At 45.1% G+C, this 26,051-nt stretch carries 24 protein-coding genes; 12 read left to right on the top strand and 12 right to left on the bottom strand.

Features of this window, described 5'->3' with window-relative positions:
• Window positions 1–3: 3 nt before the first annotated feature.
• Window positions 4–1,026 carry a DNA polymerase III subunit delta gene (holA, locus tag GJQ68_RS01805; RefSeq protein WP_162415581.1) on the bottom strand — a complete coding sequence of 341 codons (1,023 nt, stop codon included), beginning with the start codon at window positions 1,024–1,026 and terminating at the stop codon, window positions 4–6.
• Between the two features lie 117 nt (window positions 1,027–1,143).
• Here holA and GJQ68_RS01810 point away from each other — a divergent pair, with 117 nt between their 5' ends.
• Window positions 1,144–1,848 (top strand): tetratricopeptide repeat protein, encoded by a 705-nt coding sequence (locus GJQ68_RS01810; protein WP_202927856.1) that lies wholly within the window; start codon window positions 1,144–1,146, stop codon window positions 1,846–1,848.
• On the opposite strand, the gene GJQ68_RS01815 is transcribed toward GJQ68_RS01810, so the two are convergent.
• Together GJQ68_RS01815 and GJQ68_RS01820 are read right to left on the bottom strand one after the other, a co-directional pair.
• Window positions 1,835–2,671, bottom strand: a complete 837-nt coding sequence (locus GJQ68_RS01815; protein WP_162415582.1) for a universal stress protein — start codon at window positions 2,669–2,671, stop codon at window positions 1,835–1,837. The genes GJQ68_RS01810 and GJQ68_RS01815 overlap by 14 nt on opposite strands.
• Before the next feature lie 15 nt (window positions 2,672–2,686).
• The gene (locus GJQ68_RS01820) at window positions 2,687–3,613 is read right to left on the bottom strand and encodes a 2-hydroxyacid dehydrogenase (RefSeq protein ID WP_162415583.1); all 927 of its coding nucleotides are present in this window, start codon (window positions 3,611–3,613) and stop codon (window positions 2,687–2,689) included.
• Between the two features lie 239 nt (window positions 3,614–3,852).
• Between GJQ68_RS01820 and GJQ68_RS01825 the strand changes: the two genes are divergently transcribed.
• Window positions 3,853–4,701 (top strand): DUF2911 domain-containing protein, encoded by an 849-nt coding sequence (locus tag GJQ68_RS01825; RefSeq protein WP_162415584.1) that lies wholly within the window; start codon window positions 3,853–3,855, stop codon window positions 4,699–4,701.
• Between the two features lie 43 nt (window positions 4,702–4,744).
• Here GJQ68_RS01825 and GJQ68_RS01830 read toward each other — a convergent pair whose 3' ends face one another.
• Together GJQ68_RS01830 and GJQ68_RS01835 are read right to left on the bottom strand one after the other, a co-directional pair.
• Window positions 4,745–6,478 (bottom strand): sodium:solute symporter, encoded by a 1,734-nt coding sequence (locus GJQ68_RS01830; protein ID WP_162415585.1) that lies wholly within the window; start codon window positions 6,476–6,478, stop codon window positions 4,745–4,747.
• Window positions 6,479–6,577: 99 nt separating this feature from the next.
• The gene (locus GJQ68_RS01835) at window positions 6,578–9,061 is read right to left on the bottom strand and encodes a PIG-L family deacetylase (RefSeq protein ID WP_162415586.1); all 2,484 of its coding nucleotides are present in this window, start codon (window positions 9,059–9,061) and stop codon (window positions 6,578–6,580) included.
• Between the two features lie 293 nt (window positions 9,062–9,354).
• Here GJQ68_RS01835 and GJQ68_RS01840 point away from each other — a divergent pair, with 293 nt between their 5' ends.
• Window positions 9,355–10,299 carry a phytanoyl-CoA dioxygenase family protein gene (locus GJQ68_RS01840; RefSeq protein WP_162415587.1) on the top strand — a complete coding sequence of 315 codons (945 nt, stop codon included), beginning with the start codon at window positions 9,355–9,357 and terminating at the stop codon, window positions 10,297–10,299.
• A 2-nt stretch (window positions 10,300–10,301) separates the two neighbouring features.
• Here the strand turns inward: GJQ68_RS01840 and GJQ68_RS01845 are convergent, their stop codons facing one another.
• Window positions 10,302–12,491: a DUF5916 domain-containing protein gene (locus GJQ68_RS01845; RefSeq protein WP_162415780.1), complete on the bottom strand. Its 2,190-nt coding sequence runs from the start codon at window positions 12,489–12,491 to the stop codon at window positions 10,302–10,304.
• Window positions 12,492–12,656: 165 nt separating this feature from the next.
• Entirely contained in the window at window positions 12,657–13,850 is a 1,194-nt protein-coding gene (locus GJQ68_RS01850) for a Gfo/Idh/MocA family protein (RefSeq protein WP_162415588.1), read from the bottom strand.
• A 141-nt stretch (window positions 13,851–13,991) separates the two neighbouring features.
• On the opposite strand from GJQ68_RS01850, the gene GJQ68_RS01855 reads away from it, so the two are divergent.
• Together GJQ68_RS01855 and lhgO are read left to right on the top strand one after the other, a co-directional pair.
• Entirely contained in the window at window positions 13,992–14,690 is a 699-nt protein-coding gene (locus GJQ68_RS01855) for a hypothetical protein (RefSeq protein WP_162415589.1), read from the top strand.
• Between the two features lie 96 nt (window positions 14,691–14,786).
• Window positions 14,787–15,989: an L-2-hydroxyglutarate oxidase gene (lhgO, locus tag GJQ68_RS01860; RefSeq protein ID WP_162415590.1), complete on the top strand. Its 1,203-nt coding sequence runs from the start codon at window positions 14,787–14,789 to the stop codon at window positions 15,987–15,989.
• A gap of 12 nt (window positions 15,990–16,001) precedes the next feature.
• On the opposite strand, the gene GJQ68_RS01865 is transcribed toward lhgO, so the two are convergent.
• The 3 genes from GJQ68_RS01865 to GJQ68_RS01875 all read right to left on the bottom strand — a co-directional run bounded on the left by GJQ68_RS01865 (window position 16,002) and on the right by GJQ68_RS01875 (window position 18,198).
• Window positions 16,002–16,403, bottom strand: a complete 402-nt coding sequence (locus GJQ68_RS01865; RefSeq protein ID WP_162415591.1) for a response regulator — start codon at window positions 16,401–16,403, stop codon at window positions 16,002–16,004.
• A 235-nt stretch (window positions 16,404–16,638) separates the two neighbouring features.
• On the bottom strand, window positions 16,639–16,986 hold the full coding sequence (locus GJQ68_RS01870) for a hypothetical protein (protein ID WP_162415592.1): 348 nt from the start codon (window positions 16,984–16,986) through the stop codon (window positions 16,639–16,641).
• A 3-nt stretch (window positions 16,987–16,989) separates the two neighbouring features.
• Window positions 16,990–18,198 (bottom strand): BaiN/RdsA family NAD(P)/FAD-dependent oxidoreductase, encoded by a 1,209-nt coding sequence (locus GJQ68_RS01875; RefSeq protein WP_162415593.1) that lies wholly within the window; start codon window positions 18,196–18,198, stop codon window positions 16,990–16,992.
• Between the two features lie 67 nt (window positions 18,199–18,265).
• On the opposite strand from GJQ68_RS01875, the gene GJQ68_RS01880 reads away from it, so the two are divergent.
• Window positions 18,266–19,228 (top strand): DNA/RNA non-specific endonuclease, encoded by a 963-nt coding sequence (locus GJQ68_RS01880; RefSeq protein ID WP_162415594.1) that lies wholly within the window; start codon window positions 18,266–18,268, stop codon window positions 19,226–19,228.
• Window positions 19,209–19,907: an outer membrane protein assembly factor BamD gene (locus GJQ68_RS01885; protein ID WP_235941001.1), complete on the top strand. Its 699-nt coding sequence runs from the start codon at window positions 19,209–19,211 to the stop codon at window positions 19,905–19,907. The genes GJQ68_RS01880 and GJQ68_RS01885 overlap by 20 nt, the downstream gene beginning before the upstream one ends.
• Window positions 19,908–19,963: 56 nt before the next feature.
• Here GJQ68_RS01885 and GJQ68_RS01890 read toward each other — a convergent pair whose 3' ends face one another.
• A complete protein-coding gene (locus GJQ68_RS01890) occupies window positions 19,964–20,566 on the bottom strand; it encodes a tetratricopeptide repeat protein (protein WP_162415595.1) in 603 nt (200 codons plus the stop codon).
• 17 nt (window positions 20,567–20,583) lie between these two features.
• Entirely contained in the window at window positions 20,584–21,402 is an 819-nt protein-coding gene (locus GJQ68_RS01895) for a 2,3,4,5-tetrahydropyridine-2,6-dicarboxylate N-succinyltransferase (protein WP_162415596.1), read from the bottom strand.
• A gap of 125 nt (window positions 21,403–21,527) precedes the next feature.
• On the opposite strand from GJQ68_RS01895, the gene GJQ68_RS01900 reads away from it, so the two are divergent.
• The 5 genes from GJQ68_RS01900 to GJQ68_RS01920 all read left to right on the top strand — a co-directional run bounded on the left by GJQ68_RS01900 (window position 21,528) and on the right by GJQ68_RS01920 (window position 26,030).
• Window positions 21,528–22,559: a glycosyltransferase family protein gene (locus tag GJQ68_RS01900; RefSeq protein WP_162415597.1), complete on the top strand. Its 1,032-nt coding sequence runs from the start codon at window positions 21,528–21,530 to the stop codon at window positions 22,557–22,559.
• A 249-nt stretch (window positions 22,560–22,808) separates the two neighbouring features.
• Window positions 22,809–23,480, top strand: a complete 672-nt coding sequence (locus GJQ68_RS01905) for a metal-dependent transcriptional regulator (protein WP_162415598.1) — start codon at window positions 22,809–22,811, stop codon at window positions 23,478–23,480.
• Window positions 23,481–23,587: 107 nt separating this feature from the next.
• Window positions 23,588–24,040 (top strand): thioredoxin family protein, encoded by a 453-nt coding sequence (locus GJQ68_RS01910; protein ID WP_162415599.1) that lies wholly within the window; start codon window positions 23,588–23,590, stop codon window positions 24,038–24,040.
• Window positions 24,041–25,423, top strand: coding sequence for a tRNA uridine-5-carboxymethylaminomethyl(34) synthesis GTPase MnmE (mnmE, locus tag GJQ68_RS01915; RefSeq protein WP_162415600.1), 1,383 nt, complete (start codon window positions 24,041–24,043; stop codon window positions 25,421–25,423).
• Between the two features lie 244 nt (window positions 25,424–25,667).
• Complete coding sequence (locus GJQ68_RS01920) at window positions 25,668–26,030, top strand: helix-turn-helix transcriptional regulator (RefSeq protein ID WP_162415601.1); 363 nt, start codon at window positions 25,668–25,670, stop codon at window positions 26,028–26,030.
• Window positions 26,031–26,051: the final 21 nt, after the last annotated feature.

Below are 26,051 nucleotides of genomic sequence, written 5' to 3' on the forward strand. Positions count from 1 at the left end.
GGATTAATGAAGAATTTTAAAAATGAGTTCTTTCAGAATTTTTGACTCTTCCATATTGTTGGCCGCTATGCCCTTTGAACGTAAATCTGCTTCTCTCAGGTATCCGATGATATCAATAATCTTGCCTAAAGGATAATTTTTTGCGGCAACGGTGTATTCTTTTATGAAGTAGGGATTTACTTTCAGTACGCCGGCCAAATCTTTATCTCCCATTCCCTTGTTGGCTTTTACCTGGAGCAAGCGGCTAAAATGCATGTAAAGCAGGGATAACAGTGGAATCAGTGGATGGGATTTGGCATTCTGTGCGAAATACCAAATAATGGTATTAGCTTTATTCACGTCTTTGTAGCTAAGCGATTTGGTGAGCTCAAAGTTATTAAAGTCCTTACTGATCCCAACGTATTGCTGGATATGGGCGGTGCTAACGGTTACCGGTTCATCAAAATTGATAAGCATCTTATCAATTTCATTGGTCAGCACTTCCATATTATTACCAATGGATTCCGCCAGGACCTGGCAGGCCTTGGTTTCAATCGTAAATCCCTTTTCCTTCACATATTGATCAATGTAGGGTGCCAGTTTGTATTCCTGGATCTTATCCGATTTGACCAACACCGCTTTTTTGTCCAATTCTTTAGCCAAAGCTTTCCGGCCATCCAATACCTTGTATTTATACGCAAAAACGAGAATGGTACTGGGCAGTGGATTATTAATGTAGTTGATCAGCAATTGATCTCCCTGCTCCCTGCCCAGCTCCTGAATATTTTGGGCTTCTTTTACAATGACCACCTGCCGGTCAGACATCATGGGAAATCGCTTGGCATTGGTAAGAATCTCACCTATGGTCGTATCCTTTCCATATAGGATCGTTTGATTAAAGCCGCGGTCCTGTGGTGCCAGGGCATGTTTTTCAATGAACCCGGTGATTTTATCTATAAAATAGGGTTCTTCTCCCTGAAGAAAATAGACGGGGGCAAACTTATTTGCTTTCAGATCTTTGAGAATACTTTCCGGCTTACTGGGCATACCTGATTTAAAAATGGCTCGATAAGAGATCAAATATAAAAAGAATATAGGATTAACAAGGATGAAAGGAAACATTACCTTGCTTACTTTTGTATATATAGTGTATCAAAGAAAAGCATGGTGGAAACGTTGGAAATTGGAATTACTTATTATAAAGAAGGCAAATTTGAGGAGGCATTGCAGGTTTTTGATCGGCTGGTAAGTTTGGAGGGGCCTAAGGCCGAATACCTGCACTACCGGGCAAGGGTACAATCCCGACTCGGAGCCTTGGAACAAGCCATCAGCGATTTTGATGCCTTGATGGAATTGGAACCATATAATACAACCTTTATCAGTGACCGGGCAGTGGTCCTTCACCTTCTGAAACGAAACGACGAAGCCATGCGGGCATTCGATCAGGCCTTAAACCTGGATCCCCAAAACCCTTATCGGTATTCTAGCAGGGCCTACTTTAAAGATCGTATTGGTGATTTTCAAGGGGCTATTGATGATTACGAGCGTGCCATTGCGCTGGATCCGGAAGATGCGGTTGCTCAAAACAACAAAGGAATAATTGAGGAAAAATTAGGGCATTTGGGCGCTTCCCGGAAGAGTTTTTCCGTCGCCGACGAACTTACCGGTCATTCACCTTCCAAATCTCCTGAACCGAAACCGGAAACCGTAGATGGACCTAGAGCAGCAAATGTGCCTTTCCAGTTGGAGCAAGAGGAAAGGTACAGTAGTTTGAGTCACTTTTTCACTACCCTTAAACAACTATTTACGAATAAAGAGACCCGAAACGAGTTCAAAACCTTTATTCTGACAAAGATTAAAGGTTCTTGATCACAAATAGCGGCTTGTTGATAAAGTATGACATTTTTTTGGAAAGATTACTTGTAAATAATTGTTCGAACCAGGTTTTCTTTTTACTCAGGGTAAAAAGGATGTTTCCTTTGGCCGTGATCAGGTAATTCTCGAGGCCAAGTCCTGGCTCATCTCGATAGGACTTCAACACAAAATTCACTTTTTCATAGTGGATAAAAGGCTGAAGCTCCTCTACCATGCTAATATGCAAGGCTTTATCTATGGATCTTATTTTGGTACTGACGTGAACCACGTCCAATTCCGCATCATACATCCTTGCGATTTCCACCACCCGCTGAATGGCCAGCTTATCCTCTTCCAGGTAATTAGTTGCGTAAACCAACTTTCTTGGCACCTTGAAAAAGACCTTTCGCGGGATGATGAAGACATCGCAGGCTGCCTTCAGCACCACTTGGCTGGATTTAGTGCCAATGTAATTTTCCTTGAATTCATTAATTCCTTCAGTACCCATGATGACCAGGTCTGCCCCTTCACTTTCAGAAAATTCCAATATGGTGGCTACTGTTTTTCCTTCCTGTATGACACCCTCACAGGAGGAAAGCCCCTTCGCAAGGCTTTCTTCTTCCACGGTAGCTTTTAATGATTGCAATTTTTTCTTTGCGGTATGCAGGCTTTCGTCCAAAATATTTCCGGGAAAAAGGTTTTCGTAATCTTCTCTATCCGGCACATGGAACAGAATCAGCTTTGCTTGCAATTTTTCGCCCAGTTTGGCAGCATATTCGATGGCATTTAACGAACATTCCGAAAAGTCGGTGGGGCAAAGAATGGTATAGGTTTTCATAAAGAAATAATAGGTTTAATAGCCCTGTTCTTGGTTAATTTGATTATTCAGGGGGAGGTTTTGCTGCAGGTTCCGGTAATTTTCCATAATCTGCGGTGCTGCAGCTTTGTGGTTGGTGATACTGGCTATATGAGGGGTAATGGTCACCTGCTCCTGCTCCCAGAAGGGGTGATTAGCAGGTAATGGCTCTTTTTGAAATACATCCAATAAGGCTCCTGAAAGGTGGCCGGATTCGATGGCCGGAATTAAATCTGCTTCTATTAGGTGCTTTCCTCTGGCCACATTAATCAGATAGGTGCCTTTTTTAAATTTCCGGAACAAGTCCTTGTTCAGAAATCCCTCGGTTTTGGGAGTTAAAGGTAACAGGCAAACGACCACATTCACTGCATCTAAAAATTCCTGGAGTTTTCCTCCATGAAAATAGGGATGCCTGAAACCGGATTTCGGGCGGTTACCATAGCCGATGACCGGAATACCTAAACCGGCCACTTTGTCGAGAACGTCACCTCCCAGTTCGCCGACTCCCATCACCCCCACGGTAATGGGGATTTCGGGATTGCTCATATCCCAGGTTTTTGACTGCTTATCCCGAACATAGCGAAGAAACTGCCGATGGTAATTTAAGATCCCCATCACCACATAATTGGTCATGGAAAAGGTCAACCGGGGATCCACTATCCGGGTAATGGGAACATTGTCAGGAACGTAATCCGTCATGATATGATCCACGCCGGAACCCATGGAGCAGATTAGTTTTAAATTTGGAAATTCTTTTAAAATTCCCTTGGGATGCTGCCAGAGAACCACTACTTCTACGGATTCTTTCTGATTGACATCCGGATAAACCTGAAGTTCAATATGAGGATCAATTTCTTTGAAAACCGCAATCCAATCAGCGATTTCTTGCTTTGATTTAGTTGGTGCAATAATTGCTAGTCCCATTGAAAGAATGTTGTCGTTTATATTAAAAACCAGTTAAAATAATTTTCGGATATTCGTAATAGCCATGGACTCCGGTCGGACCGACTCCCCGTAAGAACTACGAAAATCCACACAAATATTGATGGTAATTTAACTATCTTTGCCCACATACCTGATACCACTGCTATAAAGAAAAAACCAGTCGTATAAACCGGTTATGTTTTGTCATAATTACATCTTCAAATTAATTATAAATATCTATGAAAACAAAAAAAATGCTTTTTCTAGCAACTATTTTGTCATTGGTTCAACTAGTAGCTTTTGCTCAGATCAACATGCCGCCGGCAAGTCCCAATAGCAAGGTAGCTCAACAAATGGGATTGACCGTGCTGCACCTGGATTATTCCAGACCGGGAAAAAAGGGACGGAAAATTTTTGGAGAACTGGTGCCTTTTGGTCAAGTGTGGCGAACCGGTGCCAATAATCCCAGCACACTTGAATTTGATACGGATATTCGTGTAAACGGGCAGGCGCTACCCGCTGGAAAATACGCTTTGTATACCATTCCAGGTAAAAAGCAATGGACCGTCATCTTTTCCAAAAAGACCGAATTATGGGGAGCAATGGGGTACAGTGCAGAAGACGATGCCCTGCGTATACAGGTACCGGCAAAGAAGCAAAAACCAGTAGTGGAAACCATGACCATTCAGTTTATGGACCTTTCGGATACCGGTGCTACCGTTAACCTGTCATGGGATAAAACCCAAATTGAATTCCGGATCGAATCTGAAGTAGATCCGATTGTCATGAAACAAATCAGGGAATTGCTAATCGACCAGCAACCGGATAACCCGGGCCTTTATTTTCAAGCAGCTAATTATTACTTCACCAATGACAAGGACCTGAATACCGCACTTGAATGGATCACCAAATCCGTGGACCAGGACGCCAAGTACTATACGGTGCACCTAAAGGCGAAAATTCAGGCAAAATTAGGTATGGATGACGAAGCCATCGCCACGGCAGAAAGATCAAAAGCCATGGCCGAAGAAGCCAAAAATCCGGATTACGTAGGATTAAACGATCGATTGATTGAATCACTTAAATAATAATGACACATTGGAGCTGCGAAAAAAGCAGCTCCAATGTTTTCTATTCAGTTGATTCGCTGGCCGATTTCGGTTCCGGTCCACGCCATCCCTGAATCAGCATGGCCATCAGCATTACCAATAAGCAGCCAATGGCGTTGTACCATAGGTAACCCACATCTACTAAAAAACCATACACGCTGGTTCCGTTGAAATAGTGCAGGGTTAAAATCATCAATTCTGCAATAATGGCTGCGGTAAACACCGCCTTACCCCCTACCCATTTCAGAAAAAATCCCACCAGAAAAATACCCAGAATGGTGCCATAAAACAGGGATCCGAGCAAATTAACCGCTTGTATCAGGTTTTCAAATAAGGTGGCATAAGTGGCGAAAAGCACGGCAAACAAGCCCCAAAGTGCCGTAAACCATTTCGAGGAAAGCATGTAATGCCGGGAGCTCCCGGAGGTGTGCAGGGAACGCTTGTAAATATCGATGGTGGTGGTAGACGACAGGGCGTTTAGCTCGGATGCGGTAGAAGACATGGCTGCACTGAAAATCACAGCGAACAGCAGTCCCACAATCCCATTTGGCAGGTAATCCATTACAAATCGCATAAATACATAGTCGGTATCGTTTGTCTCTGCCAGTGGATCGTGTTTGACAATTAACGCTTTGACTTGCTCCCGTACCTGCTCCTGCTGTTGAGAATGTTCAAAAATCTCTGATTGATACTGCTCCGTTTCGATTGCATTATCGGATTCAATGGCTTGTAACATTTCCTGAATGCGTTCGCTCTTGCTTTCAAATACCTCCGTATATTCCTTTTCCAAGGCATCAAATTCCTCCAGGTATTCGCTCTGCTTGAGTTTATCCAACTGAATGGTATTAAAGATAACGGGAGGCTGAAAAAACTGGTAAAATACAAAAACCATCACCCCGATAAACAGGATCACGAACTGCATGGGAACTTTCAAAAATCCGTTCATCATCAATCCCATCCTACTCTGTGTCAGCGATCGTCCCGTCAGGTACCGTTGGACCTGAGATTGGTCGGTTCCGAAGTAAGAAAGGAATAAAAACAACGCCCCGGTCACTCCTGACCAAAAATTATAGCGATCCGACAGGTCAAAGTCAAAATTGACAATGTTTAATTTTTCCATCTTTCCTGCCAAATGCAAGGCCTCGGTAAATTTCACGGGAATCATTTGGATTACGATGATTCCTGCTAGAATCATCCCTCCCATCATGACCGTCATTTGTTGCTTTTGGGTAATGGATACGGCTTTTGTCCCCCCGGATACGGTATAAATGATCACCATCAAGCCGATAAATATATTGGTAATCGTCAAATTCCATCCCAAAAGAGTGGATAAGATAATGGAAGGAGCGTAAATGGTGATTCCCGCCGCCAGGCCACGTTGAATCAAGAACAGTCCGGCGGTAAGGGTTCGGGTTTTAAGATCAAAACGAGATTCCAGAAATTCATAAGCCGTGTATACCTTTAGCCGGTAATAAATGGGTAAAAAAACGACTGAAATGATGATCATCGCCACTGGCAATCCAAAATAAAATTGGATAAACCGCATACCATCTGCATAGGCCTGTCCCGGGGTACTTAAAAATGTAATCGCCGAAGCCTGGGTAGCCATAATGGAAAGCCCAATGGTCCACCAGCTAAGATCATTCCCTCCCCGGAGGTACTTGTCCATGTCTTTTGGGCCGTAGGTTTTGTAAATGCCATAGGAAGCAATGGCCAGCAAGGTGCCAAACATGATGGCCCAGTCGAGGTAACTCATGAAAAAGCCAGGGTTAACCAATAAAACAACCCGATCAGTATGGCAAGTACCACCACCTGCATCCAATACAAACCGGTCCAGTGCCGAAAGTCCTTTTCCTTACTCATTCCCTTGTTCGATTAAATTTACAAATAATTTAATGGCGCCCGGCACCCCTGCCGGCAATAATCGAAACCAGGAAATGCCCGAATAACTGTAATGTCCGGATCCATAGCGGGTCACTAAAAGGGATCCCCTCGTTGGTGGTTCGTTCGGATCCTGCATTTCAAGGGGCGTTTGGTAGCGATCATCCCAATTCCCGGGAAAATACAAGCCCCTCTCCTGTACCCATCCCTCAAAATCGCTTTCGCTGATCTCATTTGGAAAATTCAATACCGGATGCTCCTCCAACAGTATTTTTACCGGTGATTCCTCTACGGTAATTCGGTCTCTGGATAATTCCAGGGGATAGGGTCCAAAATCTCTGGACAGCAAAGGGGAGCTGGTATTGTACTGAACGATCAAATTGCCCCCATTCTTGACATAGTCCATCAATGCCGCCGTCTGATTGGCCAGGTTTTGGTTTACATTAAAGGCCCTAATTCCCACAATCAACGTGGAATAGTTCCTAAAAGTACCCGGCCCCATATTGCTATCTTCCAAAATTTCCACGGTATAGCCCAGGTTTCTCAACACTTCCGGAATATCATCTCCGGCACCCGGTATGTAGCCGATGGTTTGGTTTCGCATGTCCATATTTAGCCTGATGAGGTTAAAAGAAGCCTCGGGAAAATAGGTCAGGTTGGGAATATGGGGATGCACAATTCGCTTTTTACCCTGTTGGTAAACCGTTCCATCGCCCGTCTTATAAAATACCGTATGGGAAGATCGCGCTTCCCCGTTGGGATTGGTCAACCTCAGGCTAAAGTATAATCTGTTATTGGCTGCATCCTCCAAACGCTCTTCCACAACATAATCCTCGCTACCCAATCCGCTGATGCCTAGCGTTCCTTCCTCCAAATCCCCCTCGAATGATAGGGTAACCCCTAGCTGCGCTTCCTGCTCTCCCAATAAAAAAACGTTTTCCTGGTCAATGGAAAGGGAAATTTTTGGCACTACGGTAAAGGGCTGAATGATCTCTCCGTTTACCTGATCGTTGTACCGGTATTGTAGCGGGATGTTTACTTCGAAACGTTGATTTTCAATCCTAAAATGCAGCTTTCCCGAAACGGCAGGATCATTAAAGGGTTTTCCGATCATTTCCTGAGATTCAACAACATATAGGCTTTCCCTGGGAGGGCTTTTCAGCCAGTAAGGCTGCGATACAGGATGGCTTGCTGGTATCTGGAGTTCCTGCTCCCATTCAAAGGGCTGATTATCCGCTACCCTGCCCGCTAACTCATAGGCGGTATCCAGTACCTCAAATTTTTCCAACCGGACTCCCCGATCCCCCGGTAAATTGACAATTAGTTTCCCCTGAATCTGATCTGATGGAAACGATAACTCCTTGTTTGCCAGAAACAACGCTTTCCAACCCAGCACATCCAGAATAATCCGATCGACCTGATCTTGCTTTTCCTTGACCCAGGGTAAACGTTCCTGAACTTGATTTAACTGGGCCCTAATTTCCAGCAAATGAGGCAGGTTGTTTATTGGATTTGCAAAATCAAACGCATCCAGGAGGGCTTCCACTTTATTGACGAATGCGGTACCTCCCTCCAGGCCTAGCCAACGGTCCGGAATCCCCTCAAAGGGGTCGTTCTCAAACGGAGCACCGGCTACAAATTCGAGAAAATCGCTACTTTCTCCTATGCTGGCCGTGGAGCCGAAGCCTTGAGATTTATGCATGGTACGGCTATCAGCAGCAATCTGCGAATAACTGGTACCCAAAAGGAAATTGAATTCACCGACTGGAAAGGTGTGGTAGGGAATATCGGGTTTAGGTTCGTATTGCCCTCCCCAATTGTAAGCATTCCAGAATATCCGTTTCGGAGACCAGGGTTTCACCCATTTCAACTGCCCGGGAAACGCATCGGGATTTCCCGCGAGTTCAAAAGCCTCTCCGGCAAGAATGGCTGAGGTGGTATGGTGGCCGTGGGTAGTTCCCGGACTGGTATTAAAACGGGTGATGAGCAAGTCCGGTTGAAAATTACGAATAACCCATACCAGGTCGGATAGTAACTTATTTCGATCCCAATTACTCAAGGTTTCATCGGGATTACGACTGTATCCAAAATCAATGGCCCGGGAAAAAAACTGCCAGCCCCCATCGGTTTCCCTTGCTTTAAGTAATTCCTGCGTGCGGATCATTCCCAATTCAATACCCAATTCTTTTCCGATCAGGTTTTGACCACCATCTCCCCGGGTCAGGGACAGGTATCCTACTTCTGCGTGAACGGAATTAGCCAAATAGGCAATTAGCCTTGTGTTTTCATCATCCGGATGCGCAGCCAGGTACAAGACCCGCTTGGTTTCACGAAGTTTCAGTAATTCATGGTAAATTTCGGAACTGCTCTGGGCGTTTGTGATCGAACAAAATCCCGGAAAAAAGCCCAGGAAGAATAAGAATACGAAAGATAAAAGGCGAGTTGGTGAAGGTTTCATATTTCAAGCTAAGCATAGTGTAAGCGATCCTAAAACTAATTTACATTAGTGGAGATATAAGCAGTTTAAAAACCTGAAGAAATTCCTTAAAACCGCAACATTATCCTATATTCAACTGATAAAAACAGGATAAAACCTGTCAGGTTTCATCTACTCAACCTTTGTTGTTGGCTGAATATCAGCAAAAACCTGACAGGTTTGCTAATATTAGGAAATTTATTCGGACGGAAGTACCGCTTGGTAAAGTTAATTTTTACTAGTATATTCTGGCTGTAAGATAAGTAAATTTTACCATGGCCATAACGAAAAAACACAAAGATATTCCGGGAAATCCTTCTGCAACAGCTAGCGGGAAGGTGAAATTGAATAATCGATCCCAAGGCAAACCCTTGAAGGTACTAACGGAGGTTGATTGGAATTTCTGGAAGGAAAATGGGTATGTGATTGTCAAAAAGGCGGTTCCACGGGACTACACCCGGCGTTTGCAAGGGCTCTTGTGGGAATTTGAGGAGATGAACCCTGAGGATCCTAAAACCTGGTATGCTGCGAACAAGGGGGAAATGAAAATGAAAGAGCTCACCAATAGCGGCATGGTGGAAATATATAATCACCAGTACCTTTGGGACATCCGTCAATATCCCAAAGTATACGAAACCTTCTCCGATATATGGGGAATAGACGAATTGTGGGTAACCATAGACCGGGCCAACCTCAATATTCCTGCCCGACCAGACTTTGAATTCAAGGGGTTTATCCATTGGGATTACGATCCGGAATCAGACGAGGACAATGTACAGGGTTTGGTAGCGCTGAATGATCAGTCCGATCCCAATGTAGGTGGCTTTCAATGCGTGCCGGAACTGTACCGCAATTACGATTCCTGGAAAAAAGACCAACCGAAAGATCGGGACATTTTTAAACCCGATGTCAGCGGCTATCACCTGACGAAAGTAAAACTGGAAGAAGGAGATTTGCTGATTTTTAATAGCAAGTTGCCCCATGGTATTCGACCTAATCGCAGTAGAGACAGCGTTCGAATGGCTCAGTACATCTCCATGATGCCAGCGGAAAATGAAAATGAGGAACTAAGAAACTGGCGGATCAGTTCCTGGCGGGACCGCATTGCTCCGGATGGTTTTGCGTTTCCCGGTGATCCCCGAAATTGGGAACAAACCAAGTATCCGCAGGCCAAACTCAGCCCGCTGGGTAGAAAACTATTGGGTCTGGACCTGTGGTAAGCCTACCAGGTCCACCAATAGGTGAATTTTAAGGCTAACGTTCTGTTTTTAACATAAAACGGCGCTGGTAAATAGTTATCCGTAAACACCAGGTACAAATCGGAAGCTGGCTTAAACCGCCATTGAAACCGGGTATTTAGGTTGATATTGTCAATTTGTTCGTTGTACTGGGCAAAAGCCGTAAAAAACAAGGTATTGGTAAAGGTTACATCCACTCGGGGCCCCACCAGCCAAAATCGGGTATCCCCCCAGGGTTCCGGCAAATCCAACTGGTTATAGTTTCCGGTTAAGGTCAGGCCTACATAGGGCTGAAAGCGGTATCCCAATTCCCCGGAAAAGTTAAATCGCTCCCCCTCTGCAAAATAGCCCCCGTATTGGGAGGATAGCGAATACGTAAAGAGACTTTGAGGTTTGGAAACGTATTCCATGCCTACGGAACTCCAGGTATGATTGGTAAAGGCCGCCAGGGTATCTCCACTAAAATTGGTTGGGTCAAAGGGTTGTTGCAACCAAATCCGGTTATAGGCATACCTCGCCGTCAAATTACTCTGACTTCTAAACCGGACCGTATAGCCCAGTTCGGTAATGTTGTCGGTCTGTTCCCAATTCATATTGTAAAATAATGATGAATTGACCGTGGGACCGTGGCGCAGGATTTTTTTGCTTTTGGGGAAAAACAAATAGGCTGAATTCGGATTGATCCGGTAATAACCATTTCTGGGAACATACCCCACTTCGGCGGTGTATCGGGGCGAAACATACTCGTGTTTCCATTCCCAGCTGAGGTTTCCGCTGGAATATTTCAGGTTGGCGGCATGCACCAGGCTTTCTCCGGTTTGATTGGGACTGAATGATTTTAAGAAAAAGGCCTTTCCAGTCCATAAGTTATTGGAAGAAGCCAGGTTGTATTCCAGCCCCAGGTTTCGATTATACGAAGTGGTTCCTGCGGCATCGGTCCCATTGATCCCGGGCATCTCTCCAATAGAAGCCCTATTGACAAAAATCGCTCCGATATTAGACCGTTGCCCCACGCGCCGCTGGGCTGCCATCACGGTAAAGTTTTGAGAGGGGGTCTGTGTTTCTTCCACCTGTCCCGTTTGCATGTTCATGGCACCAATTCGCCAATCCCGGTTGATTTTACCACTCAATCGGGCCCCAAACTGTATGGGTGCATTCAGTCCAATCCGTCTGGAAAAGAAGGGACGTATGGTTTCGTAACCAAAATTGGCAAACAAATCCCCGTTTTCAAGGAAGAATTGCCTTCTTTCCGGAAAAAACAATTCAAATCTGTCCAGATTGGTAATTTGTCGGTCCACTTCCACCTGAGAGAAATCAGGATTTACGGTAAGGTCCAGGTTTAAGGAAGAACTGATGGCGATTTTTGCGTCTGCTCCTACCCTGTTTTGGTAATCGGTAGGCAACCCGCCTTCGCGGTCTTTCACCCTGCCTCCCATAGCGTAGGGAATGATGGACACGTTCATGCCCGCTTCCGGGGGCGCCTCGTCCCAAACCAAAATTCCGGTATAAGCCAATGATGCAGAGGGAAATTGTCGGGGAACCGGTGCCCAGGCCGATTTTTCGGTGGTCTTCAGGTCCAGCCGGCTGAAATTAATACCCCATTCCTTGATCCCTTTTTTATATCGAATGGATTTAAAGGGAATAGCCGCTTCAAAGACCCATTTGTCCTCATAATTCTGAACCTTGGAAATCCACTTATTGTCCCAGCTTAAATCTACCTTTCCCCCTTCATACATGATGCCATCCCACTGGGCACCGGCCGCATTGGCACCGAATGAAAAGCCATTGGTCTGATCATCAAAGGTGTCCATAAACAACAGGAAATTGTCATTTTTTCCAAAAGAAAAATCCCGTCGCAAGGATTCTACATAGTAAGGGCCCGGCACGGCATGGTGGTTGATTACCAGCAAGTACAGGTGCTCCGAATCGTAGGTCATCATCACTTCGGTTTCTACCTGAGAGTAACTGGTATCCATGGGAAGAATCATATAGAAATCCTTGGCCACCTCTGCATCCTCCCAGGCTTGTTCGTCCACAATTCCGTCGATCGAAATGGACGAACTGGCACGCTTGATATGCAACTTGTAATCGTCATTGATCTTTTGAGCCAATGCCGGAAGGCATAACAATACTCCCACTAAAATCAACCAACCAATTCGTAACGCTTTTCCCATATTATTCAACAGCCCATCCGGCAGACGAACCGTACCCATGCTTAGATTAATATTTTTTTTGAAGCGCAATTATAGCCTAAATAATATAATTACAGGCCTTTTTTGGGGCTGAATTCTGAAATTACACCGAATTTTACGTTGATAGCCCATGGAAGGTATAAGTGGTCAGTTTTTTACGGTGGCTTGTTTGATTTCGCCGCTTACCTTGTCTTTCAGGATTACTTTCGCTTCGCCATTAGGTAGTAGTTCTTTTTTGATCAGATAGTACTTTTCATCGTAAGAAACCCGACTTTTTTCTTCAGATCCACTGCCTTCTCCTCTCCAATCGTCCAGCATCACCGTTTCCCATTTTTTGCTTTTGGCAGAGAGAAAGGCGGCATCCAGAATGGCATTCACCACATACCCATCGTAAAAGGTTTCCAGCGGTTCCCTTCCCTGCTCCATGGCATCGAACATATCGCTAAACATTTGCGGGTACCCAAGTTCATGCGCCTCGTCACCAACCGGAAACAACCATCCGGAATCGGATTCGGCCTTTTCGGCAATGTAGTTTGCTCCTTTTCCTGTCGTGAACATCTCAAATCCGGTGCGTAAAAAGCCATTTAACCAAACCGTGCCCTCTGTGCCCATCACCTCGTCCCGTAAATCCATTCCGCCACGAAAGGTCCAGCTAACTTCAAATTGCCCAATGGCCCCGTTTTCATACTTCACCAAACCAATGGCGTGGTCCTCCGCATCAATGGGGTGCACCTGGGTGTCTGCCCAGCACATCACTTCCATAGGACGAACCCCTTTACCTATAAAATTCCGGCTTATTTCTACACAATGGCAGCCCAAATCAATAATAGCTCCCCCACCGGATTTTTCCTTATCCCAGAACCAATCGCTGTGCGGCCCCGGGTGCGCTTCCCTGGATTTGGTCCAAAGGATTTTGCCCAGACTTCCCGCTTTTATGCTGGCCAGGGATTTCAAAAACTTGGAGGTATAACACAGGTCCTCCAGGTAGCCGGCAAATACACCTGCTTTTTCCACCGCCTCCAACATGCGTTTGGCTTCGCGGGCATTGCGACCCAGGGGCTTGGTACACAAAACCGCTTTTTTAGCGGCTGCACAGGCCAGGACGGCTTCTTCGTGTAAATGATTGGGTAACGCCACAATCACAGCCTCTACTGCTGGATCCTGGATGATTTTTTCCATTTCACTTCCGTAACTGCTCAGTCCAAAATCAGCCGCAAACTTTTTGGCGTTAACGATGTTTCGGGAATAGACGGAGAGGATTCGGTCCTTTCGTCGTTGGGCGTGAAGGGTGTTGGCATAAAAGCGGGCAATAAAGCCCGAACCGAGCATGGCGATATTCATGGATCTATTTTTTTGGGTTTGAAAATAAATGTAGTAAAATTGACGGGTAATGAAAATGGATGTGCCACGAATCTACCTGTTTTCTCCATCGATTGATACTAAAACATCCATTTAACCAACTATGAATTTTCCAACTCCAACATGCACAGACTGATCAAAGCCGATACCCTCCCAGCATTTTTGGAATGGGTCGCAGATAAGGCGATGGAATGGGAGTACCTACCTGTACAGCATAAAATGACGATTTATGAATCAGGAACACGTGTGGGTGCGTTGCGGCTTCCTCTAAATTATCAATGGGAGGAGGAAACCGGAAAAATCCGACCAAAGCAAAGGAACTGGGTGCTGTTTATGGTTCGCGCCGGAATCGCCGCCGTGGGATATTTTGAAAATGGCAACAACCTCTCGCATCGGGTTTTTCGGGCCTATATGGTCCGAAAAAAGCAAGGAAAAAGCCAAATCAAATACCTGAAAACCAAAGGGAAATCCAGGGCCGGTTCAAGGGTTCGTCTGGGAGAATCGGAGGTTTTTTTCCAGGAGATTCATGATAAAATCACCGCTTACCTACGCCATCATCCGGTGGATGTGATCGGGTATTCCTGTTCCAAAACCTTGTGGCCGTATATTTTCAATGCCGGTACCGGTTTTGAAAAAGAAGATCCCAGGCTTTACAAGATCCCGGTACATGTGCAGCATCCCACTTACCAAACCCTTCTTCAGGTCAACGAAACCTTACAAGCGGCAACACTGGAATTTGGAGAGGAGCTATCAGATTGGTTTAGGGATTTGAAAGGACCCGATGAGCCACCCGACCGGGATAAGGAGGATGACCAGTGGTAAGCACCGTTCCCCTGCTGGAATTTGGAGAACTTCCGCAGGCCTTTGAGAAAAATTGCCTTGCTCCCATTATCTTTGTTTTCGAAGTAATCAACAACTATGCGATACGATATAACCATTATTGGCGGAGGAATTGTGGGATTGGCCACGGGATTAAAAATAAAAACCCAGCGACCGGATTTGTCTGTGGTGATATTGGAAAAAGAAAATTCCCTTGCCCGGCACCAAACCGGAAATAATAGCGGGGTAATTCACTCCGGGCTTTACTACAAGCCTGGAAGTTTGAAAGCCAGGAATTGCATCGACGGATACCGGCAGCTCCTGGAATTTTGCGAAACGCATTCGGTCCCCTATGAAATAACCGGCAAGGTAGTCGTGGCGACGGAAAAGAGCCAGTTGCCCCAGTTGAAGATGTTGATGGATAGAGGATTGGCAAACGGGCTTTCCGGCATCAGGTCCATCCGCCCCGAGGAGTTGAAAGCCTATGAGCCCTATTGTCGGGGGCTGGGAGCCCTGCACGTTCCCCAAACGGGAATTGTAGATTATACCGCGGTTGCCCTTGCCTATGCCAAGGCATTTCAAGATCAGGGAGGAGAGATTCTAACTTCTCATAAAGTATTGAATATTAACACACTAAATGATTCTATCTTGATCACTACTTCACAAGAAGAAATCCGCTCCGGGTTGCTCGTTAATTGTGCGGGATTGTATGCCGATAAAATTGCTGAACTACATGAGGGCCAATCTCCGGACATCCGGATTATACCTTTTCGAGGAGAATATTATAAGATCAAAAAGGAACGGGAATACCTGGTAAAAAACCTGATTTATCCTGTTCCTGACCCCAATTTTCCCTTTCTGGGGGTCCATTTTACACGCATGATGAAAGGTGGCGTGGAAGCCGGTCCCAATGCCGTAATGGCCTTTAAAAAGGAAGGATACAAAAAATCAGATTTTAACTTAAAAGAGTTTTATGAGGCAGTGACCTGGCCAGGCCTGCAAAAGGTAGCCGCTAAATATTGGAAAACGGGACTGGGCGAATACCAGCGGTCTTTCTCTAAAAAGGCTTTTACTAAAGCCTTACAAGCCCTGCTTCCGGATATTCAGGAAAGTGACCTGGTAGCCGGGGGCGCAGGTGTACGGGCTCAGGCATGTGACCGGGACGGTGGCTTGTTGGATGATTTTGCTATTCGGGAAACGGCTAATGCGGTCCACGTCATCAATGCGCCTTCGCCTGCCGCCACCAGTGCGCTGTCAATCGGTGACAAGGTTTGTTCCCTGGCACTTTCAAAAATCGAATAATTCGGGATATTTTTATTGATGATGCCATTTCCAAAAGTGAATCGTGGCACGGATTAAATCCTGGTATTCGTCAATGGTTAGCGGTTTGATCAGGTAAGCATTTGCTCCCAGCCGAATGGCTTTTTTCACATCCCTTTCATTGGAACTGGTGGAAAACACAATCACCGGCACCAACTCCCAGCCGGAGGTGGATCGAAGTTTTTCCAGCACCTCAAATCCATTGATTTTGGGCATGTTAATATCCAATAAGACCAGGGATTTTTCGATACCATGGTGGGATTCCATAAAGGACAAAAATGCTTCCGGATCGGTATAGTTACTAAAATTCGGGCACTCTAATTCATCTGACAGGGCATTTTCCACCAGGAGGGCATCGACTTCACTATCGTCTACCATCAATAAATTAATGTTCATACTTAAAGTATCTCTATGTATATTTTCGGTGATTGAGATGTACCCATTTCAAGGCTGAAACCCCATTTGACTCGCCATTTTAAAAACAAAGGTAATTCACGGAAATCAATTCAGCTACTTTCCCGGAGACAATTGATTTGCGTAAATCCAATAAAAAATAAAGGGGTAAAAATCAGTTATCAATGGCTTTAAAAGCGAAATAGATTCAGAAAAATCTGCAACAGAAAGCCTGCGCTTACCGGTACCGTTTTACTTCTTCCAATACTGCGTGAACAGCCTCCTGGAATTCTTTCTTATGTCCTTCAATCCCGTCTCCAAAGCCATGATCCTGCATAAATCGTTTCCCATTACCCAAGACCACCGCTAGTCGTTCCAAATCAAACAATCCCAGTGTTGGTTTAATCTTGTGCCTGGCCTGCTTGATGACCGGCAGGCTTTTTTCTTTAATACCGATCAGATAACTATTCTCTAATTCGATAAGTGCTACTTCAATAGCTTCCAAAAGCTGTTTTCTAAAGTCGATATCGCCTTCCACCATATTATCAATTTTCTGGAAATCGATGTTCTTATACTGTTTATTCATACGTTATGCTTGCGTTGAAGATTTACCTGCCAAAAATCCGGTACTCCAGGCCGCCTGAAAATTATACCCTCCAGTAATCCCATCCACATTCATGACTTCTCCCGCAAAGTAAAGGCCCGGTATCTTTTTGCTTTCAAGCGAATTGGGATCTACTTCGTCTAAGGAAATCCCTCCTGCCGTAACAAATTCTTCCTTAAAGGTAGTTTTTCCTGAGATTATTAATGGAAATTTGAATAGATTTTCTATCAATTTATTTATCTTTTTTTTACTTATGTCTTCCCATTTCAGTTCTTCTTCGATGCTAGCCGAAGCCGCCAGGAAATCCCAAAGTCTGGTGGGGACTCCAAATAACGGGTTTTTCCGAATCGCCTTTCGGGCATGTTCCCTTTTAAACGCTGCCAGTTGTGTGGCCAATCCTTCTGGGGTAAAACCTTCATCCCATCGAATCAGGGCTACTGCCTGGTAGTGCTTATCATGCAACCAATTGGCACCGAAAGCGGACAACTTCAATACAGCCGGGCCACTAATTCCCCAATGGGTAATAAGAATGGGGCCGGAATAACTCAGTTTACTTCCTTCAAAACGAATGAGTCCATTGGGCATGCTTATGCCTTTGAGTTTAATCAACCCGGTTTCCGGAGCATTAAAGGTAAATAAGGAAGGAACCGGAGGCACTAACGAATGCCCCAAGCGCTCCAATAATGCATATCCCTCTCGCTTGGCCGACCCTCCCGAACAAATAATCAGGCGATCCACCTTCTCGGAAAAGGCTTTTCCTTCCACCTTAAAACCCTCCCTGAGGACTTCAATATTCACGATTGCCTTGTTTAATTCGATGCGCACCCCCAGTCGAGTGGCCTCATTAACCAATACCGAAACGACAGACCGGGAGTCATCGCTTTGAGGAAACACCCTTCCATCGGATTCGGTTTTCAGGGGCACTCCCCGGCTCTCAAACCAGGAAAACGTATCTTTCACGGTAAAATGCTCGAAAACTTTTTTTAAAAACCGGCTTCCTCTGGGATACCCTTTAAGTAGCTCATTGTTTTTAAAAGTACCTTGAGTTACATTACACCTACCCCCGCCCGATACCAATACTTTCGAAAGAACTTTCCGGTTTTTCTCAAAGAGTATAACTTTATGTCCGGAACAGGCGGCATGTATGGCGGCAAAAAAACCTGCAGCGCCACCACCGACCACACCAATTGTCATATGTAAGGGCTATTAGAAAGTGAATGTAGCGTATTAACCACAAAATTATCTATTTTTAAGGAATTCCATGTCAAAACAGCGAAAAAAATTAAAAAGAAGGCATAAAACAAGACGGAAAAATTCGGTTTGGCTGCTTCTGATTATCCCCTTGATATTCTTTTTCCTGGCGCTACTGAGCGTTGAGGAATGGCAACAAAATAAAGACCAATTCTATTCCGGGAAAAAAGATGCTCCGAAAGAAAATACAAATGAAGAAACTTCTCATCCGGATCAGGAGAAAAATAGTTCGAAAAAACCACCGGAAGAATTAGCGGAAAATGAGGGATTTGATCCGGAACTAATTTCCTTACTGCTATTAGCCAATATGCCGGACGGGGTTTCCGTTCAGATCGTGGATCACGAATTTTATTTGCTTGGCTATCTGGAGTCCTATGAACAGGCCGCCTGGGTAGCCTATCAGCTAAGCCGGGATGAGCTATCCGGTCCTCACCGCCGAAAAGATGTGTTTCGGGAGGACGAGCTCGTGACTACCGGTTCTGCTCATCCGGATGATTACCGCTTATCCGGTTTCGACAGGGGGCATCTGGCACCGGCAGCCGATTTCAGTTTCTCCGAACAGGCCATGGAGAAAAGCTTTTTCATGAGTAATATTTCCCCCCAGGTACCCGGGTTTAACAGAGGTATCTGGAGAAAATTGGAACATCAGGTGCGCGCCTGGGCCAGGGAATACGAACAGGTGCTGGTGATTACCGGTCCCCTATTCACGACGGCGACACCAAAACGTATTGGCGAAAATGAAGTCCTGGTGCCCGATTATTTCTTTAAAGTACTATTTGAAATTCATCCCCCCTCGTATAAAATGATTGCTTTTTTGTTAAAAAATCAAAAATCAACCCGACCTTTATTGGATTATGCTATTTCTGTAGATAGCTTAGAACAATTTTCCGGGATTGATTTCTTTTTTCACCTTCCGGATAGTATTGAAAATGAATTAGAAAAAAAGGTATCCTATGAAGATTGGTTGGAATAATGGTAAAGGCTTTTTGGTATTGCTTTTTCTCAGCCTCAATGTTTTCGCGGCACAGGCTCAGCATCGGCCCAGCCTGGGTTCCACTGCCCGATTGATGGACCGGGCCATTGCTTCCATGGCCAATGAAAAATACCAGGATGCCAATGCCCATTTTCGGGAGATAATCGCCAGTAACCTACCGATCCCCCCGGAAATGCCCTATTATTTTGCAGAAACCCTCTATCAATTGGGCCAATATCATAATAGCGATAATTTTGTCCGCAAATACCTGGATCTGAATGGTTTTGAAGGCGAGCACTATGCGGAAGCCAGGGCCCTGCTGGAGAAATTAGCAGCTCCCATGGCAGCCATTCGCTCCTGTGAATTCTGTGATTCCAAAGGATACCGGTACCAAACGTGTCCCACCTGCCACGGCGAAGGCCATACCGAGCAAGCTTGTTCGCTTTGTAGAGGGCATGGGGTAATCGGCTGCAGCCGCTGTGCAGGAGACGGCCTGGTCACCAAAAAAAATGTATTCAATATCGTGGAATATTTCGAATGCGAACGCTGCTCCGGGGAAGGCAGGCTTACTTGTACGAAATGTGACGGCAGCCTGGTAGAGCAAGGCGAATGCCGCACCTGCGGGGGGAGTGGGAAGCTGGAATCAGAGACAATTTGTAATCACCAGCAGGAACAATAAAAACAGCCGGCATGCATCACCACATGTCGGCTGTTTTATGGAAAATCCAAACGGAATTACTGACAATAGTTACTCAAGCCTTCAACGGCTGCATCGTAACCATTATCTAAAGCAGTCCTAAAATCCTCACAAGCCTTAGCGACTTCCTCTGTGGCAACATACAACATGCCCCGATAATAATAATACTGTCCATTTTTAGGACTCATTTTAATCGCAGCATTGTATTCCCGAAGTGCCTCCTTCACGTTTCCTATGCGATGCATAGATCTGGCTTTCAGAAAGTAAGCCGTTGAGGGAGCCCCGGAAATTTCCACTGCATTGTCAGCATACATCAGGGCCAGTTCCGGATTGTCATTTTTGTGGTACAAATTAGATAAACTCAGCAATACCTGGATGTTCTTAGGCTCCTGAGAAAGGGCCTGTTTAAAGCTATTTTCTGCCGCTTTAAAATCGTCCAACTCCTCATGCGCACGCCCTTTATTATACAGGGCTTTTACATTATCCGGCCTTTTTTCCAGGTAATTGGCATATGCCATAATCGCTTCCTCGTATTGTCCTTCACTGTAGTACTTATCCCCTTCCAAAGAGGCACTGTCACCACAGGAAATCAATACCAGGGCGACACCAACGGTAGTTAATAGGTTGTTAATAGAAATCATAAATTAGGTTAAATTCATTATACAGCTACACTGTTTTCCCTTAAGGCATCGTTAAGAGACGTTTTCAGGTCCGTGGATGCTTTACGCTTTCCTATGATCAAGGCGCAAGGCACCTGAAAATCCCCTGCCTTAAACTTTTTATTTATAGAACCGGGTATAACCACCGATCTGTCAGGCACATATCCTTTGTACTCTTTGGGCTCGTCTCCGGTCACGTCGATGATTTTAGAACTGGCAGTAAGGGTCACACCTGCCCCAACTACCGCTTCACGACCAATGCGTACCCCTTCTACGATGATGGCCCTGGATCCGATAAAAGCTCCGTCTTCAATAATAACCGGGGCGGCCTGAATGGGTTCCAATACCCCTCCTATTCCTACTCCTCCGCTCAGGTGTACATTTTTCCCAATTTGAGCGCAAGACCCAACCGTAGCCCAGGTATCCACCATGGAGCCACTGTCAACGTATGCTCCAATATTCACATAAGAAGGCATCATTACCACTCCTTTAGCAAGAAACGCGCCATATCTGGCTACTGCATGGGGCACCACCCGAACGCCTTGCTTGGCATAATTGGTCTTCAGAGCCATTTTATCGTGAAACTCAAAGGGTCCCACTTCGATGGTACGCATTTTCTGAATGGGAAAATAAAGAATTACAGCTTTCTTTACCCAGTCGTTTACCGTCCAGGATCCATCGGCTGCAGGAACAGCTACGCGCAACGAACCGTTGTCCAAATCTGCGATAACCGTCTTAATAGCGATTTGAACATCTTTTTCGTTTAATAAATCCCGGTTTTCCCAGGCTTTTTCTATAATGTGCTGTAATTCTTCCATAAGTTATAATCTATTAGCTTTGTTTGAATGGTTCTAATACTATGAGCAAAAAAATCCCTGTAATCTTAGCCGCCGTCCTTAAACCTGTAGATGATTCCAGAATGTTGTATAAGCTGGGATTTTCAATGCGTGAAACAAATAAATACGACCTAAACATCATAGGTTTTTCTTCAAAAAAAACGCCAAAGATTAAAAATATCCGATTTATTGAAATTTTTTCGAAATCCAGAACCCACCCGGGTCGGTTGCGGGTACCCTTTTCCTTTCTTTTTCACCTTTTCAACATCCGACCCGGCCTGGTAATGATTACTACGTTCGAACTGCTACCGGCGGCGGTGCTGGGCAAATGGTTTTTGGGTTACAAACTCATTTATGATGTACAGGAAAACCATAGCAAAAATATTCGCCATAATAACACGCTGCCCCCATTGATCAGCTTCCCTGCCTCCTACCTGGTCCGGCTAATAGAGGCCTTGGCGAGGCCGTTTATAGATGCCCATTTATTGGCCGAACAGTGCTACCAAAAGGAAATGCCGGGGCTTCGAAACGCCCATATTCTCGAAAACAAAGCACTACTTCCTAAGAAGCTCCTACCTGCCTTTCGATTGTCAAATCCCCATGGACCTCAGCTTTTACTTACCGGCACCATTACGGAAGTTTATGGCGTATGGGAAGCCATCGCCTGGTTTCGCAAGCTGCGCAGAACCGTTCCTCTTGCGCAGCTGCACATACTGGGACATTGCCCAATGAAAAGCCTTGCAAAATCCCTTCAAAAAAAGGCGGCAGCTGATCCCCATATCCACTTGGAAATTTCGCCGCAGCCCCTACCAAAAATCCAGATAGAAGAATCACTCCGTGCCGCGGACGTTTTGCTATTACCCTATCGCCTGCTGCCCAGTATTGTGGACAAAATCCCCACCAAATTGTATGAAGGGATTGCCTTGCAGAAGCCCATTCTGATAAGCAAAAATCCCCTGTGGGGCTCCATCTTAAACAGGTATCCGGCGGGTATGGAGATCAACTTTACCGAGCTGCAGGACCTTCCCGCTACCTGGCAACGGTTTACTTCCCTGACGTTTTACCAGCAAGCCCCCGGTGAAGAAATCGACTGGCAGGTAGAAAAAAACCGCCTGTTAACACTTTTGGAAAAACTGTAAAAAAAACCCGAATTGTACTTTTTCAAGATCCCATAATACCCCTATTCTTGGGTTATACTCGCGGTACCTATTACATTATATCACTGATTTACAGGTTTTTACAACTTATTATGATCGTCTTAAAATATTTTTTAGACTGATCTAAAAATTACAAAACACCGAATCGGTAGTTGTCCACAATCAATTTAGATTCAAATTAAACTTTTTTTTAGACCAATCGAAATCTTATATTTGTCAAAAATTCACCCTATGCAAGTCCTCAGCACCACGGAAGAGAATTACCTGAAATCCATTTACCAGCTATTGAAGGATGGGGGCGAGAAAGTGGGTACCAATGAAATCGCAGCATTGACCGGAACCAAAGCCGCCTCCGTTAGTGACATGTTAAAAAAGCTGGCAGAGAAACGACTCCTCTCCTATCAAAAATACCATGGTGTCAGCCTCACGGAAGAAGGTGCCAAAACAGCCTTGCTCATCTTGCGTCGGTACCGGCTTTGGGAGGTGTTTCTGGTGGAGAAGCTAAAGTTTAACTGGGATGAAGTAGCGGCCATAGCCGAAGAACTGGAACACGTAAAAGCGCCCCCACTCGTCAGGCGCCTGGATGAATACCTGGGCTTTCCGAAGTTTGACCCGCATGGGGATCCCATTCCGGATGAATTTGGAGAATGGTCGCATACTCCCAGAATGATCCTTCAGGAAGTGCCGCCGGGTAGTGCTGGAAAAGTGGTGGCCGTCACCAATAGTTCGGCGGCTTTTTTGAAATACCTGGATAAGGTAGGGATCTATATAGGAGCCAGGATTGAGGTGCTGGATAAAGTGGAATTTGACGGCTCCCTGGAATTACGGGTAGACGGGGATAAAACGAGCTTCTTATCCCGGGAGGTAGCGGCCAACCTACAGGTAATCCTGCACCCATCTTAAAAGCCACGGAACCTGAAGAATCGTTTTATCGTTTACCCGAAAGATTCACTTCTTGTCTCATATTAGAAGTAGAAATTTTAAAATAGTTAGAAAAATAATAAACAGCAATGAAAAAAGTTTTGGGAATGCTGGTAATGGGGCTTTTGATCAGCAGTCAATTGCAAGCCCAGGAGAAGGAAATTACCTGGTATAGTTTTGAGGAGGTCATCGATAAGGTAGAAGCAGATCCCAAAATGATCCTGATAGACGTGTATACCGACTGGTGCGGCTGGTGCAAGAAAATGGACAAAGACACCTTTACAGATAAAGACGTGATCGCTTACGTAAATGAGAATTTTTATGCGGTAAAACTCAATGCCGAGGACAGCAAGAAAAAATTTGACTTTCGGGGCAAGGAATACTCGGAACAAGGAATGGCCCGTGCCATGCGGGTGCAGTCCTATCCTAATTTCGTCATTATGGATGCTGCCATGGAAAACATTACCCAATTGCCAGGGTACCGGGAAGCCAAGCCTTTTGTCAATTCACTGGTGGCACTATTGGAAAACTTCAAGCATTAAATGGCCGCTCCAATCAGCCGAATCGATGATACCATCGTGGCACTGGCGACACCCCAGGGCGTAGGTGCCATCGCCGTCATCCGCCTCTCCGGTACCGAAGCCATACAGATATGCAACCGGGTATTTTTTGGAAAAAACCTGGAAGAACAAGCCAGCCATACCATCCACTTCGGTACCCTTCGCGATGGGGATAAAGTGATCGATGAAGTACTGGTATCCGTATTCATTTCGCCCCGCTCCTTTACCAAAGAAAATGTCGTGGAAATTTCCACCCATGGCTCCTCTTACATTATCAACCAGGTCCTTCGCCTACTGATCCGTCAGGGTGCCCGGCCGGCAGAACCAGGAGAGTTTACCCAACGGGCCTTTTTAAACGGGCAGTTCGATCTGGCCCAGGCGGAGGCCGTCGCCGATCTGATCCATTCCGATTCGGAGGCTTCTCATCAAGCCGCCCTGCATCAAATGCGGGGAGGTTTTAGCCAGGAAATTCGCGAATTGCGTGAAAAGTTAATTCATTTTGCCTCCATGATCGAACTGGAGTTAGATTTTACGGAAGAAGACGTGGAATTTGCCAGCAGGGATGATTTGCGGGTATTGGTTGAAAAGCTGTTGCGGGTCGTGGAAAACCTAATCAGCAGCTTTGACTTGGGCAATGTGATTAAAAACGGGGTGCCCACGGTTATTGCCGGCAAACCCAATGCAGGCAAGTCCACCCTACTCAATGCCCTGCTGAATGAAGAAAGAGCCATTGTCTCCGATATTGCCGGCACCACCCGGGATTTGATCGAGGACGAAATCAATATTGGCGGGGTGATGTTTCGATTTATTGATACCGCCGGACTTCGCGAGACCACCGATACCATCGAAGCGATGGGCGTAAACCGCACGCGGGAAAAAATGAAATCCGCCTCCCTGATTCTCTACTTATTTGATTTAGGGGATACCAATATGGTGGAAATCAACCGGGACGTAAACCAACTGGAAAATATAGGCGTGCCCTTTATTAAAGTAGCTAATAAACTGGATAAGGCTAATAGTCAATTTATAAGTGCATTAAAAGAAAAACACCCGGATACTGTTTTTATCGCCGCCGGCAAAAAAGAAAACCTCGACGAGCTAAAGGTTAAAGTCCTGGAACTGGTTAATCTGGATAAATTCCGAACTGGCAACACGGTAGTCACCAATATCCGGCACTTCGATTCCCTGACCCGGACCCGGGAATCACTGTTGGATGTGTTGGGTGGATTGGATCAGGAAGTGACCAACGACTTTCTGGCCATGGATATCCGCCGCTCCCTGCACTACCTGGGTGAGATCACGGGAGAGATTACCACGGATGATTTGTTGGCGAATATTTTTAGTAAGTTTTGTATCGGAAAGTAACCACCACAAACAAAACAAAATAGAAACTAGCATAAACCATTGAATTAGCCCTTTTTAAGGGCTTTTTTTATGTTTTTACCTAACTGTTTTATTTGTCTTATTTTGCGTTATTAGGTACAAATTTGTACCTTTATTGTACCTGAAAGGTTGAGGTACAAATCTCAACCCTTTTTTGGCGAAATGATGGCACTTAATTACACCTATTTAGTCTTAAAGACATCTAAATACATTTAATGACACTTAAATGAGTTCAAAAATTTACATTCAACGGATTTGTGAGCATTGTAACAGGGAGTTTACAGCCCGTACCACAGTTACAAAGTATTGTTCCAATGATTGTGCGAAACGCGCCTATAAGGCCCGCAAAAGGGCTGAAAAGGTACAAAAATCCAATACTGAAACAGAACGGATTATAAGCCAACCAATACAGGATTTGAAAGCAAAAGAATTTTTGACCGTTAAGGAGGTTTCAAAATTACTAGGTTGCTCAATCCGTACAACCTACCGGCTTATAGATACCGGAAAGCTAAAAAGCGTGAATTTATCTGAAAGGCTGACAAGGGTAAACCGATCAGAGTTAAATAAAGTAATGGATCAACAAAATTAATTTATCCCTTCCTTTCAATAC

This window comes from Cyclobacterium roseum, assembly GCF_010119225.1.
GTDB lineage: Bacteria > Bacteroidota > Bacteroidia > Cytophagales > Cyclobacteriaceae > Cyclobacterium > Cyclobacterium roseum.

What these genes read in the sequence shown, in the direction of transcription:
- lhgO (WP_162415590.1), top strand. Translation starts at nt 14,787, where the DNA reads ATGCGATACGATATAACCATTATTGGCGGAGGAATTGTGGGATTGGCC.
- GJQ68_RS01850 (WP_162415588.1), bottom strand. Translation starts at nt 13,850, where the DNA reads ATGAATATCGCCATGCTCGGTTCGGGCTTTATTGCCCGCTTTTATGCC.
- GJQ68_RS01865 (WP_162415591.1), bottom strand. Translation starts at nt 16,403, where the DNA reads ATGAACATTAATTTATTGATGGTAGACGATAGTGAAGTCGATGCCCTC.
- holA (WP_162415581.1), bottom strand. Translation starts at nt 1,026, where the DNA reads ATGCCCAGTAAGCCGGAAAGTATTCTCAAAGATCTGAAAGCAAATAAG.
- GJQ68_RS01905 (WP_162415598.1), top strand. Translation starts at nt 22,809, where the DNA reads ATGCAAGTCCTCAGCACCACGGAAGAGAATTACCTGAAATCCATTTAC.
- GJQ68_RS01825 (WP_162415584.1), top strand. Translation starts at nt 3,853, where the DNA reads ATGAAAACAAAAAAAATGCTTTTTCTAGCAACTATTTTGTCATTGGTT.
- GJQ68_RS01900 (WP_162415597.1), top strand. Translation starts at nt 21,528, where the DNA reads ATGCGTGAAACAAATAAATACGACCTAAACATCATAGGTTTTTCTTCA.
- GJQ68_RS01835 (WP_162415586.1), bottom strand. Translation starts at nt 9,061, where the DNA reads ATGAAACCTTCACCAACTCGCCTTTTATCTTTCGTATTCTTATTCTTC.
- GJQ68_RS01815 (WP_162415582.1), bottom strand. Translation starts at nt 2,671, where the DNA reads ATGAAAACCTATACCATTCTTTGCCCCACCGACTTTTCGGAATGTTCG.
- GJQ68_RS01845 (WP_162415780.1), bottom strand. Translation starts at nt 12,491, where the DNA reads ATGGGAAAAGCGTTACGAATTGGTTGGTTGATTTTAGTGGGAGTATTG.
- GJQ68_RS01870 (WP_162415592.1), bottom strand. Translation starts at nt 16,986, where the DNA reads ATGAATAAACAGTATAAGAACATCGATTTCCAGAAAATTGATAATATG.
- GJQ68_RS01920 (WP_162415601.1), top strand. Translation starts at nt 25,668, where the DNA reads ATGAGTTCAAAAATTTACATTCAACGGATTTGTGAGCATTGTAACAGG.
- GJQ68_RS01895 (WP_162415596.1), bottom strand. Translation starts at nt 21,402, where the DNA reads ATGGAAGAATTACAGCACATTATAGAAAAAGCCTGGGAAAACCGGGAT.
- GJQ68_RS01885 (WP_235941001.1), top strand. Translation starts at nt 19,209, where the DNA reads ATGAAGATTGGTTGGAATAATGGTAAAGGCTTTTTGGTATTGCTTTTT.
- GJQ68_RS01840 (WP_162415587.1), top strand. Translation starts at nt 9,355, where the DNA reads ATGGCCATAACGAAAAAACACAAAGATATTCCGGGAAATCCTTCTGCA.
- GJQ68_RS01830 (WP_162415585.1), bottom strand. Translation starts at nt 6,478, where the DNA reads ATGAGTTACCTCGACTGGGCCATCATGTTTGGCACCTTGCTGGCCATT.
- mnmE (WP_162415600.1), top strand. Translation starts at nt 24,041, where the DNA reads ATGGCCGCTCCAATCAGCCGAATCGATGATACCATCGTGGCACTGGCG.
- GJQ68_RS01810 (WP_202927856.1), top strand. Translation starts at nt 1,144, where the DNA reads ATGGTGGAAACGTTGGAAATTGGAATTACTTATTATAAAGAAGGCAAA.
- GJQ68_RS01855 (WP_162415589.1), top strand. Translation starts at nt 13,992, where the DNA reads ATGCACAGACTGATCAAAGCCGATACCCTCCCAGCATTTTTGGAATGG.
- GJQ68_RS01910 (WP_162415599.1), top strand. Translation starts at nt 23,588, where the DNA reads ATGAAAAAAGTTTTGGGAATGCTGGTAATGGGGCTTTTGATCAGCAGT.
- GJQ68_RS01875 (WP_162415593.1), bottom strand. Translation starts at nt 18,198, where the DNA reads ATGACAATTGGTGTGGTCGGTGGTGGCGCTGCAGGTTTTTTTGCCGCC.
- GJQ68_RS01880 (WP_162415594.1), top strand. Translation starts at nt 18,266, where the DNA reads ATGTCAAAACAGCGAAAAAAATTAAAAAGAAGGCATAAAACAAGACGG.
- GJQ68_RS01820 (WP_162415583.1), bottom strand. Translation starts at nt 3,613, where the DNA reads ATGGGACTAGCAATTATTGCACCAACTAAATCAAAGCAAGAAATCGCT.
- GJQ68_RS01890 (WP_162415595.1), bottom strand. Translation starts at nt 20,566, where the DNA reads ATGATTTCTATTAACAACCTATTAACTACCGTTGGTGTCGCCCTGGTA.